At 43.3% G+C, this 13,197-nt stretch carries 10 protein-coding genes; 7 read left to right on the top strand and 3 right to left on the bottom strand.

What is annotated here, in order from left to right; translation table 11 throughout:
• The 4 genes from MUP17_02945 to MUP17_02930 form a co-directional block, all read left to right on the top strand.
• A partial coding sequence (locus MUP17_02945) for a radical SAM protein (GenBank protein MCJ7457932.1) occupies positions 1-474 on the top strand: 474 nt, incomplete at its 5' end.
• Between the two features lie 146 nt (positions 475-620).
• A complete protein-coding gene (locus MUP17_02940; GenBank protein ID MCJ7457931.1) occupies positions 621-1,295 on the top strand; it encodes an endonuclease V in 675 nt (224 codons plus the stop codon).
• Positions 1,296-1,640: 345 nt separating this feature from the next.
• Entirely contained in the window at positions 1,641-2,318 is a 678-nt protein-coding gene (locus MUP17_02935) for a hypothetical protein (GenBank protein ID MCJ7457930.1), read from the top strand.
• Positions 2,315-2,473: a hypothetical protein gene (locus tag MUP17_02930; GenBank protein ID MCJ7457929.1), complete on the top strand. Its 159-nt coding sequence runs from the start codon at positions 2,315-2,317 to the stop codon at positions 2,471-2,473. The genes MUP17_02935 and MUP17_02930 overlap by 4 nt, the downstream gene beginning before the upstream one ends.
• Positions 2,474-2,758: 285 nt before the next feature.
• On the opposite strand, the gene MUP17_02925 is transcribed toward MUP17_02930, so the two are convergent.
• From MUP17_02925 to MUP17_02915, 3 genes are read right to left on the bottom strand one after another with little or no spacing between them, the layout of a single operon-like run.
• Entirely contained in the window at positions 2,759-4,204 is a 1,446-nt protein-coding gene (locus tag MUP17_02925; GenBank protein MCJ7457928.1) for a tetratricopeptide repeat protein, read from the bottom strand.
• 53 nt (positions 4,205-4,257) lie between these two features.
• Positions 4,258-5,625, bottom strand: coding sequence for a hypothetical protein (locus MUP17_02920; GenBank protein MCJ7457927.1), 1,368 nt, complete (start codon positions 5,623-5,625; stop codon positions 4,258-4,260).
• 48 nt (positions 5,626-5,673) lie between these two features.
• Positions 5,674-8,376 (bottom strand): valine--tRNA ligase, encoded by a 2,703-nt coding sequence (locus MUP17_02915; GenBank protein MCJ7457926.1) that lies wholly within the window; start codon positions 8,374-8,376, stop codon positions 5,674-5,676.
• Positions 8,377-8,789: 413 nt separating this feature from the next.
• Between MUP17_02915 and MUP17_02910 the strand changes: the two genes are divergently transcribed.
• The 3 genes from MUP17_02910 (at position 8,790) to lysS (ending at position 13,027) form a co-directional block, all read left to right on the top strand.
• Positions 8,790-9,998, top strand: a complete 1,209-nt coding sequence (locus tag MUP17_02910; GenBank protein MCJ7457925.1) for a pyridoxal phosphate-dependent aminotransferase — start codon at positions 8,790-8,792, stop codon at positions 9,996-9,998.
• A 180-nt stretch (positions 9,999-10,178) separates the two neighbouring features.
• Positions 10,179-11,168, top strand: a complete 990-nt coding sequence (locus tag MUP17_02905; protein ID MCJ7457924.1) for an ROK family protein — start codon at positions 10,179-10,181, stop codon at positions 11,166-11,168.
• Between the two features lie 359 nt (positions 11,169-11,527).
• Entirely contained in the window at positions 11,528-13,027 is a 1,500-nt protein-coding gene (lysS, locus tag MUP17_02900) for a lysine--tRNA ligase (GenBank protein MCJ7457923.1), read from the top strand.
• Positions 13,028-13,197: the final 170 nt, after the last annotated feature.

Raw genomic sequence — 13,197 nt, 5'->3', positions numbered from 1 at the left:
CTGGATTTGCCTCTGGTTTACAACACCGGAGGATATGACCTGGTATCAACTCTGAAATTTTTAGACGGGGTATTTGACATCTATATGCCTGATTTCAAATATTCTGATCCGGAAGTAGCCAAAAAATTATCTGATGCTCCGGATTATCCAGAGGTGGCAAAATCTGCCCTACGGGAGATGCACAGACAGACTGGAGACCTCATTACAGATAAGAAAGGAGTTGCTCGGCGCGGTCTTATCATCCGTCACCTGGTCCTTCCGGAAAACTTAGCCGGAACAGAGGAAGTAATGAAATTCATAGCTTCTGAGCTTTCGGAGAATTCTTACGTCAATTTGATGGATCAATATCATCCCGCATACGGAGCAAAAGATTTTCCTGCTTTAGATCGGAGGATTACCTCTCAAGAGTATAACGATGCTTTGAATATGGCAAAGAAGCATGGTCTTCATAGATTAGATGGCTATATACAATGAAAGCGTGCAGTCGGGCAAGGGTGCCCGACCTATCCACAGGATCCAAATTCGGACGAAAAATAGTGCTCGTAGGCGTCCCGCCTTTGGCGGGAATAGCCCCGCAGATACAGGCTTCTCAGAGATTCCTGCATAAATAAGGTAAACATATGCGTATATTTCACTCTCACTCGTGGGACGCAAGCTTAGATGAGGCTCAGAGAATTCAAGAGCGGCTTGCAAGATATATTATAACAGAAGATCGATTTCAGAAAATCAGAGTAGTAGCCGGGGTGGGGATAAATTTCAAACCTTCAAATTTAGCCGTATCCATAGTTAGGTTCACTTTTCCGGATTTAAAAAAACTCGACTCTGTCTCCGGGAAATTTCCTCTCTTATTTCCATATACCCCGAACTATTTTGCTTTTTCCTGTGGGCCTGCGATATTGTCTATTTTAGAAAAAGTCGGACTCCCCGACTTACTCATCTTTCCAGGCAGAGGGACTGCTCATCCCAGAAAGGTCGGGCTGGCAACTCATCTGGGGATTCTGCTGGATATTCCTACCATTGCCTGTTCTAAAAGAGCTTTGACAAGAAATTATTCCGAACCGAAAAAGAGAAAAGATTCATACGAGTATATATTTGAAGGAAAAGAAAAAGTTGGAATCGCTTTAAGAAGCAGGAACAACACCAAACCGATTTTCGTTTCTCCAGGTAATAAGATTTCCGTCGACTCGTCGTCGAAAATCATCCTTCACTGCTGCACTAAATACCGCCTGCCTGAGCCTTTGAGGAAAGCCCAGATTTTGGCCCGAAAAGAAATACCCAGAACAAATTCATCTTAACCCGCCTTGAGGGCAAGTCGGGACTACCGATTCAAGGTTTTCAATTGACCTCTGTAGACCCACGTTGCCCTCAACGTGGGGATATGATAAACCACTGGCTCAGCCCTGAAGGCTGAGCTACGCGTTCGGGTTACTTCGTCACTTCTGCGAAAAAGCGCAGGCTAAAGCCTGCGGCTACCAGATTTTAGCTGACCGAGCAGGTATTAGCGAGGATGATAACATCCTCGCTGAGCAAAGTAAACGCCGCCCCCCCACGAAATCACCAAAAAAATCAGGCATTGAGGTAAATTTCAAATCTGCCGATATATTTAAGGTCGACTGATTTTTATTAAAAGGAGGTGAGTTTTGCAGATCGTAAGCCTGAGTTTTGGCAGGTTTCCGGAGCTTGAAGGTTTAAGCATTTTGTTCAAAAATAGCTGCTTGAAGCTGAACCTGGTTCTGGATGTCTTCACTCCCGAAGATAAGGAACTGGATTTCGGAAATATCTATAAGAAAGTCGCAGGTTTTCTGCCCAATCTTCAAAAACATAAATGCTGGGCTAATTTCTTAGGAGGAACCGTTTTCAATGATGGGAAAAAAGAGTCGCCTTTTCAAAGCGTAGGAGGGATAACCGATTTAGCTCATCTGGTCGAACATATGATCATAGACCTCCAGGCCACTGTCGGGCAGATGAAATCGTGTACTGGTCTGACCTGCGGCTACCAGAACCCGTCCAACCGTTTCGATCTCTTTATTGAATGTAAAGATAAAAGAGTGGCAACTTTTTCCTCGAATTTAGCAGTGAAGATGATGAAAGAACTGGTCTGGAAGGGGAATATTTCTCCTGAACATACTAACTCGATTCGGCTGGCAAAATCTCTTTATGAGGAACCGGAGCTCTATTTCTCACCACAGAAACTGGCTCAGACTTTAGGCTGGCAAAAAGAGGATTTATCTTTTCAGATAAAGGAGCTTATCATTCTGAAGTTCTTGGACAAGGAGTTTTTACTAGCCAATCCCGCTAGAAGGAGGGGTAAGAAATGAATAAAGAAGAACAGGTACTCGAATTAAATATTCGGACCGAAGAAAAAGTCAAGCCGGATACAAAGACCGAAGAGCTGAGCCGGAATCAAGGGTCAAAAGCGAGTCAAAAGTATAAGACCGTCTTCAATTGCAGTTATTCTGAGGTGCAGGAATAAAAAGGAGACGCATTTGATGCGTCTCTACGCAAGAAAATTTAGACCCACGTTGCCCTCAACGTGGGTCTTTGATTTATGAAAAACAAACAGAATTCTTTCGACGAGAGCACTTTACAGGCCCGACTTGAGGGCAAGTCGGGTCTACGGATCTATAAAGAAAGTCAGGAATAAAAAGGAGACGCATTCGATGCGTCTCTACATCTGAAATGAAATGACAAAATTTATAGGGGCGTATTGCAATACGCCCCTACAGATTTATTCATAGATAGGTTTTTTTCTTTACAGCTACTGGGCTTTTTTCTCTGCCTCTTTTGCCTTATCAACCATACCCTTTTTGGCATAGGCGATGCTCAAATAACTCCAGGCATCTTTGTTATCCGGCTCTCTTTTGGTTAAAGCTTCCAGCACATTTATGGCATCGTCTGTTTCGTCCTGATTTAGATAACAATATCCTAAAAGCCTCATAGCTTCCAGGTCATCTGGAGCCAATTCGTGGACTCTTTTGAAATCCAATTCAGCTTTATGGAAATAATCTTTTTGCTCATCGATCAGTTTCTTGGATCTGCCTATCAGCGCCTGGTCTTTAGGGTTGTTCTCCAGGGAATCGCGGAGAGCAATTAACTGCTTAGCGATTTGGCTGGTTTTATTCAAATATAGGAAGCCCCGGTTGAAGTGGACATCCTTGGAGTTAGGGTCTTGCTGGATGATCTTGTCATAAATCTCCATGGTCTCTTTTTCTTTGCCAAGCTTGTCAAGGATGATAGCGCGGTTAAAAAGGACATTAACATAGAGATCTTTGGTATCAATGTCTTGTTCTATAATTTTTTCATAAACCTCCTTAGCCTCATGATGTCTGCCAAGTCTATCCAAGATGTTTGCCCGTAATAAGAGAGCATTTAAGTCATTAGGATTTTTCTTTAAGATCGGTAATATGTCTAAGATGTCCAATAGTTCCCCTGAAATCTTCAAGGCTTCTTCGTAGTTTTTATTATTTAACAGGGATGCTAAGTAGTTATTGAGAACGTTAATATTATATGGCTCTAACTCATAAGCTTTTTTAAGATAGCTCAAAGTTTTTTCAGGTTGATTCAATTTTGAGGCGGCAAAGGCTCCATTTACAAAAGGCTCGAACCGGGTAGAGTCAATCTGCATGACCAGCTCATATTGGTCCATGGCTTTTTTGTACAAGTCCTCCTTCAGCTTTTCCAGAGGGGAGATTAACTCCTGAGCTGAAGTATAGTTTTTCCAGTTATAAGCGAGGTTGTTATACTCCGCAGAGATCAACTGCAGGGAATCAGTATAGATTGCGTAGTTAGACCAGTTAGAAGTTATCTGTTCAGCATATCTATCCACAGAACGGACTTTATTGACATAGTCCACACCCAGATTGACAGTGGTTACCCATGTGTTTTCGAGAATTGTTTTCATCTCCTCCTTTTCTTTTCCCTTCAGACCTGCTTTATCAGCCTGGGCAAAAGCCCCAATCATATCTTTGGTCCGGTGTTTAATCCCGTAAACCTTACCTAACAAGAACCAGATCTCAGGGTCATCCGGGTAATCGGTTTTTGCCTTTTCCAAAAGTTCAATCACCCGATCGTAATCCGGATTTTTCAGCTTGAGCTCGATCTTGGCTGAGGTTTTGTAAACGTCTCTGGACATCTGCTGGGCCTGGGAACAGGCACCAACCATAAAGAGAAAGAACAGGGTCAAAGCCACTTTGAAAAACCGCATAGGCACTCCTTTTTTAAGTTTTTTTTTAATTTTCCACGGTTAAATTCTCAAGTCTAACTGCTGTATCTCACCTTATAATTTACGATTTGTTCCTGGTTTTTTTCAAGCGGAATCTTGAATTCGATGGTGCTGGCATCTTTCTTCTCATATTTGAAATTATTCTCTGAAATCTCCCAGTTGGTGTAGGGGTAAAGGTGCTCAACCACAGTGACTTCGACTTTTTCCTCTTTGTGGTTTCTCAGTTTGATCTGGTAAGTCTCCTCCATAACGTTGTCGCTGATCTTCTGAAAGTTGGTTCTGGTCCTTTCTCCCACTATGTCAAAGGCATCCCCTACGTAGACCCTTACTTTTTCGTCCTTAGGAGTATGGTCGATCTGGTCTTCTCCCACAAATTCCATAGACTTGTCAACGTCGACTTTATAAACCCGTATCTTTCCTTTTGGCAGGGGCATTCCTAACCCTTCAGCTTTTGAATTCATAAACTCTAAGTTGACTTTAACCTTCTTTGGGTCTCTGGCTCCGTCATAGACATAAATCTTTTTGACCCTGACTGTAGAGTTGGGGAATAAAGAGATTTGCTTGATTTCATTATCTTTCACCGTGCTGGGGAATTGAAGGGTATAGAGATGGTATTCGAAAAACGGTTTCTCTTCAAAAGTAGCACGAGCCATTCCCAAAGCCATTTCAGCCTCACCCTTGTACAAGGGTCTCACAACTCTCTCTTCAACCCGGTGGACTTCTCCTGCTATCAGCTTCAACTTAGCATCCGGATAAGTTGCGCCAGAGCGGTTATCAATGGAGACCCAGCCGGAAAGCTCTAAGTTCCTATCATCCTTATCCGCGACTGCTACATATTCGGCATGCCAGTTTATGCCGGAGGTAAGGTAGCTTACCTCGGTTTTTTGTTTTCCCTGTATCTTACTGTCTAAAAGCCAGACTAAGGTCGGACGGGTGATCAAGCCCTCGGGCAGTTTCGGAAAGGAAAGGTCGATGACCTGAGCCCGGTTCACAATTCTAATGGAGTTTTCTTTTTCTCTGAGCGTAAGATTATCCGGCGCGTAGGAGAGAAGCGTGCCTTCGTAGAACTTTCCATCTTTAGTCAAAATCTGGATGTTCTTATCTAAATACTTTTCCAGAATCTTATCCGAGCTTACCAGGTCATACTGGTAGTTTTGTTCCAGAAGGTAGATCTTATCAGGAGCGCTGAGCACCTGAAAATGAACTGAGGTCGGGTCGATTTTTTCCGCCACTTCAGTGAACTTGATTTCGTTCCTGCCGGAGACAAAGGAAAGGTCCCTGGTGTCTTTTACCAAAGCCAGGTCCTGGTTATAAATGGTCAGGGATATATTTCTTTCCTGTCCCAATACAGATAAAGCCAGAAGAAAAAATATGGCCATTCCAAAGACAACTTTTCTTATCATATTCTCACCTTCTTTCTATAGATAATACAAATGAAAGTGGTTTTTATTTCACCAGCCTACTAATCCTTCCAAGTTTTTTTCCAACTTCTCTATGAGCTTCTGGTAATCTTCATTTTTGTTCTTCTCCTTCTGCACAATCTGGGCAGGGGCTTTTTTCAGGAAGTCCTCATTGGCTAACTTCCGGTCAACTCCAACCAAAAGCTCTTTTAATCTGGAAATCTCCTCCTCCAATTTTTTTCTTTCCGTATCTATATCGATAAGTCCTTCCAATGGTATGTATGCCTCAAAATCCTTAGCCACTGCAGTAGCAGAGAACCTGGGTTTTTTGGTCCTGATCCCCACTTCCAATTTCTCTATCCTTCCCAGGGTAAGGATATGATCTTTATTTTCCTCCAGAAGCTTTTGAGTCTCTTTTTTCTCCACCTTCAGGTAAACGCTCAGCTTTTTGACCGGGGGAATATTCATCTCAGAGCGGATATTCCTGACTGAGGTAACCACCTCCTGGACCAGTTCCATCGATTTTTCCAGGTCCAGATTCACCAGAGAGGGGTCGTGTTCAGGCCAGGATACTTTCATCAAACTGTGCTCAAAATCATCCACTTTCGAAGAATAAAGGTCATGATAAATCTCTTCAGTCGCAAAGGGGATAAAGGGGTGAAGGAGTTTCAGGATGTTGTCCAGTAAGAAAAGCAAGAAAACAGTCCTGTTTTGAGTTGAATCTTTCTGAGGTAAACGAAACGTGGTCTTCTTCATTTCTAAATACCAATCGCAGAAGTCATGCCAGACAAAATCATACAGGGTTTTGGCGGCAGAATTAAATCTGTAATTTTCCATCTGTTTTGTCACTTCGTTTATAACCTGATTTAACCTACTCACAATCCATGTGTCCTCCCAGCTCTCAGGTTTCATATGGGCGGGACGTGCCAATTTCGTTAGGGGACCAAACGTATTCAGAAACCCTGCAATGTCTGTGTCTACCAGGTTCATACGGATGAAGCGGTAGGCATTCCATAGTTTATTGACAAAGTTCCTGCCGATCTCAAAAGTGTTCACAGAGATGCAAGGGTCCTGTCCTTCCGGCGTGACCAGGATCATCGAAAGCCTCAAAGAATCCGCACCGTATTTTCCGATTATCTCCAGAGGGTCGATCCCATTGCCCAGGGATTTGCTCATCTTCACGCCATTGGCATCCCGTACAGTCCCGTGAATGTAAACGTCGTAAAAAGGAACCTCGCCCATAAACTCCAGACCTGCCATCACCATCCGGGCTACCCAGAGAAAGATTATCTCCGAAGCTGTGAAAAGGGCTTTGGTCGGATAGAAACTTTCAAGTTCTTTAGTCTTTTCCGGCCAGCCAAAAGTGGAAAAGGGCCAGAGCCAGGATGAAAACCAGGTATCTAAAACGTCCTCGTCCCGCTTCAAGTTCTTGCTTTTACATTTCGGGCACTCTGAGGGTTGGGTCTTTGCGACAATGACCTCATTGCAATCCAGACAATACCAGACCGGAATACGGTGCCCCCACCAGAGCTGGCGGGAGATACACCAGTCCCGGATATTTTCCATCCAGTTGAGGTAGACTTTTGCCCAGTGCTCAGGGTAAAACTTCACCTTTCCGCTTTTCACTGCCTGGATGGCTGGCTCGGCTAAGGGTTTCATCTTCACGAACCATTGCTCTGAAAGATAAGGCTCGATCGTAGTATTGCACCTGTAGCAGGTGCTCAAAGGAACTTTGTAAGGCTCAATTTTTTCCAGCAGGACTTTCTTCTTTAGCTCAGCCACTAAGGCCTTGCGGCATTTGTAACGGTCCATTCCCGCGAACTTGCCTGCATCCTTGGTCATCTTGCCGTCAGGACCTATAACCACAATCCTTTCCAACTTATGCCGGTTTCCCACTTCGAAATCATTAATATCATGAGCTGGAGTTACCTTCACCGCGCCGGTTCCAAATTCCGGGTCAACGTAATCGTCTGCGATTATGAGTAGTTCCCTGTCCAGAATAGGAAGTATGGCAAACTTTCCCACGAGTTTCTTATACCGCTTATCCTTGGGATTTACCGCTACTGCGGTATCGCCTAACATAGTCTCAGGACGGGTAGTGGCAACTGTGATGTAATTATCTTCCCCTTTGAGCTTGTATTTGATATACCAGAGGCTTCCATCCTCCTCTTTTCTTTCAGTCTCATCATCTGAAAGGGAGGTCAGACATCTGGGACACCAGTTGATGATATACTTGCCTCTATAGATCAAACCTTTTTTATAGAGATGCTCGAAAACTTCCAATACCGCTCTGGACAGACCTTCGTCCAAGGTGAACCTGGTTCTGTCCCAATCACAGGAACAGCCGATTTTTTTGAGCTGGTTTAAAATCGCCTCACCGTTTTTCTTTTTCCATTCCCAGGCTAACTTTACGAAAGCCTCTCTTCCGATCTGCTGACGGGTTTTTCTTTCTTTGGCTAAATTCTTCTCGATAACCACCTGGGTGGCAATTCCAGCATGGTCGATTCCGGGCAGCCATTCGGTCTCATAACCCTGCATCCTTTTCCAGCGAATCAGAATATCCTGAAGGGTGTTGTTCAGCCCGTGTCCTAAGTGTAAAATGTCAGTCACATTAGGAGGCGGGATGACCACGCTATAAAATGGCTTGTGATCAGAAAGATTAGGTGAAAAGAATTTGCCCTTCAGCCAGTAAGAATACCATTTATCCTCAACTGTCTTGGGGTTGTATTGTTTGGGTAATTCGCTTGTGCTCATACAGATGATTCCTAACAGTTTAAGCAAATATATTAATATAAAGTTTTTCTTTTGTCAAATAGAATTGGTAGAAAAAAAATGCGCGAGAATCGCATTTTGAGAACAGGCAAAGAACCTCACCCTGACCCTCTCCTTGAAAAGGAGAGGGATAATAAGATCCCCTCCTTTCTAAGGAGGGGATTAAGGGGAGGTTCAGATGTGGAGTGCATCGTCCGTGACGATGCCGTGTAGAGACGCATAGCGATGCGTCTCTACAAACTGATAAGGAATGCATCCTACTTGATGATGCCACATAGAGGCGTAGGGACATCCCGCCCCTACAATTTAACTCCCTTTTCAATTGACAGATAAAAATTTGTTTGTTAAATTGTTCACAAGCGTTATAAATTTTCTTGTTTTATAAAGGAGAATATATGCCTCTTACAAAACCCAAAGTCTCTAAGAGAGGGAAGGAAATGCCGGCCTCTCCCATCAGGAAGCTGATACCTCTGGCAGATGAAATCAAAAAGAAAGGAGTCAAAGTCTATCATCTAAACATCGGACAGCCGGACATTCCTACACCAGTAGAGTTTTGGAATGCTATCAAGAACTACCCGAATAAGGTTCTGGCATATGGCAACTCAAAAGGAGACATCCGGCTCATCCAGAGCATGGTGGAATATTATGAAAGAAAAAATATCTTTGTCCAGCCAGAAAACATTCAGATCACGACTGGAGGGAGCGAAGCTCTGATCTTTGCCATGATCTGTATTTCAGACGTGGGTGAGGAGATTATCGTGTTTGAGCCTTTTTACACTAATTATAACAGTTTTGCCCGGATGGCGGACATAAATTTAGTTCCAATTCCCACTAAGGCGGAGAATGGCTATCATCTTCCAGAAAAAAAAGCAATCGAGAAAAAGATAACCAGTAAGACCAGAGGGATTTTACTGGCCACTCCTAATAATCCTACAGGCACAGTATTTACAAGGCAGGAAATGGAGACCATTGCTGAACTGGCGAAAAAATATGACCTGTTTTTCCTTTCAGACGAGGTATATCGGGAGTTCATCTACGAAGGGGTTCATACCAGCATAATGCATATAGAAGGGATCGAAGATAGAGCTATTCTTTTAGATTCGATTTCCAAAAGATACAGCGCCTGCGGCGCCCGGATAGGATGTCTGGTTTCCAAGAACAAAGAGATTACAGATACCGCTTTGAAATTAGGTCAATCCCGACTTTGCTCCCCTTCGATCGAACAGTATGGTGCCATAGGTGCGTTAGGTTTGCCAGAGGATTATTTCTTGGCAATGGCAGATGAATACAAAAGGAGAAGAGATACCTGTTATGCTGAGCTGATGAAGATCCCTGGGGTCTTCTGCCAGAAACCCTCTGGTGCTTTTTACATAATGGCAAAATTCCCGGTAAAGGATATTGAGGATTTTGCCAGGTGGATGCTTTCAGATTTCTCCTTAGACGGAGCCACAACAATGATAGCCCCAGGTCCAGGATTTTATGCCAGCAAAGGGATGGGAAAGGATGAAGCCAGAATCGCCTACGTTTTGAACGTGGAGGATTTGAAAAAGGCGATGAGGATTCTGGCAAAAGGGGTGGAAAAGTATAATAAAGTCAAAGGATAATATCAGAAGTGGTAGAGTGTGAACCTTCAGGTTTTTGCTGTGCTGTCGGGTGTTACCACCCGACAGGGAAAACAGGTATCAGGAGGTAACTCCTGACACCACTAATAGTGTAAACCTTTAGGTTTACCAGAGCTTCAGAGGTAAAATAATAAAGCTAAAGCTTTATACTCCAGTCATTGGATGAAAAATAAATTCAACATAGGCGCCGACATCGGGGGGTCTAACATCAAATATGGGATTGTCTCTTCTTCAGGCAGAATAATGACCTGTGGGATAATTCCTTCTGGTAAAGCTTCAGGCAAAAAAGGGGTTCTACGCAATCTGAGAAAAGGGATTGATTCTCTGCTGGTTTCGGCTAAACAAAGTAAACTTAATATAAACAGTATAGGGATAGGTGTTCCAGGGACAGTTGATCTCCCCAAAGGGAAAATTGTCGGAATACCTCCTAATCTGCCTTTTCTGGCGGATTTTTATCTGAGAAAATATCTGAAGGGATTTTATCATCATCCGGTTTATATTGACAACGATGCCAATGTGATGGCTCTGGCTGAATACAAATTCGGGGCGGCAAAAGGTTTTGATAATTGCATCTGCATTACTCTGGGGACTGGAATAGGAAGCGGTATAATCCTCAAGGGAAAGCTTTTTCGCGGATCCTCTTTTGTGGGACCTGAGTTTGGGCATACGACTATCTGCTATGATGGGGTCAGATGTCACTGCGGAAATTATGGATGTGTGGAGATGTATGCCTCTGAGCCTGCTATGATAAAAAGGGCAAAGGAGCTTCTGAAAAAAAACAGTGCTTCGATTCTTTATCAACTTACTCAGGATAATCTGAATAGATTAAAGGCGAAAGATTTATTTCTGGCTGAGAGGTTAAAGGATAAAGTTTCTCAAAAGGTTATTCAGGAGACTGCTTATTATCTGGGTACGGCTCTTTCCAGTGCCGTAAATCTAATTAATCCGGAGATTGTGGTGGTTGGTGGTGGGGTGGCTCTGTCTGCGGGTAGGAATTTCTTCAAGATGATTGAGAAAGAGATAAAAACGAGGGCTTTTCCTTCAGCTACTAAGAATTTAAAAATCGTAAAAGCAAAATTAGGAAATAATGCGGGATTTATCGGGGCCTCGAGATTGGGTGAGGAATTAGGAGCTAAGAGAATGTCATTCTGAGGGAGTCCAAATGGACGACTGAAGAATCTGCAGATCCTTCGCTTTCGCTCAGGATGACCTCTAATGAGTTTTTCGCAGGGGAAGAGCTCGTTGAGCTAAGCGAAATCCCGCTGTGGTAGGATCTTCTCCCGATTTTTTTGTAGGGGCGTATTGCAATACGCCCCTACATCCTTTTGATCTCACCCATTCCCTCTCCTGAGAGGAGAGGGAACAAATTTGTCATTCATTTTCCATCTTTTATTTATCATCAGTCATTTGTCACCCGTCATTGTATTTTGAAATCCTTGACACCCAAAAGGGTTTTCTTTATATTCCGCCAGAAGGTTAACTCAGAAAATTTTGTTTAAAGGAGAAAAAAATTGTCTGAACAATCCAAACCAGAACAGGATTTAAGCCAACTGCTCTTGCATCGCCGGGAAAAGCTCAAGGCACTGCAGGAGAAGAAGATCAACCCTTATCCTTATGTTTTTAAAAGAACCTATACCTCGAAAGAGATTTACGACATTTTTGAGAAATTAGAAGCAGAAGCCACTCTAGTCAGCGTTTGCGGAAGGATAATCTCCCTGCGGTCGCACGGCAAGAGCGCATTTTTCCATATCCTGGATGGAGATGGGAAAATACAGGTATACCTGAAATCAGATGAAGTGGGAGAGGAAAAGTATAAGCTTTTCGAGCTTTTTGACATTGGCGATTTCATCGGGGTTACGGGAAAAGTCTTCAAGACTCGCACCGGTGAGAAAACCGTACGGGCAGAGAATTTCCAGCTACTTTCCAAATCGCTTCATCCTCTGCCCGAGAAATGGCACGGGCTTCAGGACAAGGAGCTCAGGTACAGGCAGAGATATCTGGATTTGATTGCCAATCCTGAAGTAAAGGATACTTTCATCCAGCGGACTAAGATTTTATCCTCCATCAGAAAGTTCTTGGATGATCAGGGGTTCCTGGAAGTTGAGACTCCGGTATTACAGCCGGTGTACGGAGGAGCTTTTGCCAGACCATTCATTACCCATCATAATGCCCTGGGCATCGATTTATATCTGAGAATTGCAGATGAGCTTTATCTAAAAAGGCTCATAATAGGCGGATTGGAAAAGGTATACGAGGTTTGCAAAGATTTCAGAAATGAAGGGATGGATAAGAATCATAATCCTGAGTTCACAATGTTAGAGCTTTATCAGGCTTATGCGGATTATAACGACATAATGGAGCTATGCGAGAAGCTTTTCAATTTCATCTCCTCGGAGCTTTTTCAAACAAATAAAATTAAATTTCAGAATGAGGAAATAGATTTGATGCCTCCCTGGAGAAGGATTTCATTCTGGGAGTCGATTGAAAAATATACCGGAGTTGACCTTTCTGGAGAAGAAGAAAAAAAGGTGAGGGAATTTGCGCAAGAGTTGGGAATTAAGAGCGATTCATCCATCCGCATCGGGAAAGTGATAGAGTCTATATTTGAACAAAAAGTTCAGCCGAATCTTATCCAGCCGACATTTATTCTGGATTATCCGGTGGAGATGTCTCCCTTTGCCAAAAAGCACCGTCAGAAAGAAGGTTTAACAGAAAGATTTGAAGGATTTATTGCCGGAGCTGAGCTGATGAACGCTTTCTCAGAGTTGAATGACCCTCTGGATCAAAGGGAAAGGTTCGAACAGCAGGCTAAATTTAAGCAGATGGGGGATGAAGAAGCACAGGATCTAGACGAGGATTTTCTGAAAGCGATGGAATATGGTATGCCACCCACTGGCGGACTGGGAATCGGAATCGACAGGCTGGTGATGCTCTTTACCAATTCAACCTCGATTCGGGATGTGATATTCTTTCCCCAGATGAAACCGGAGGTACGAGGTGTAAATGAATGAACTTTGACTTGGAGATGATACCACTTGATGAACTCACCCTAAATCCCTCTCTTAAGAAGAGAGGGACTTGTATTCCCCTTCTCTTTTTAAGAGAAGGGGAAAGGGGATGAGTTCGAGAACTGAGCGTAATACGTTATGATTGGTAAATTAATTTCACATTATAAGATACT

Source organism: Candidatus Zixiibacteriota bacterium (assembly GCA_022865345.1).
Classification (GTDB): domain Bacteria; phylum Zixibacteria; class MSB-5A5; order MSB-5A5; family RBG-16-43-9; genus RBG-16-43-9.
The sequence above is the reverse complement of the archived record's forward strand: the minus strand, read 5'-3'. Positions and strand labels throughout refer to the sequence as shown.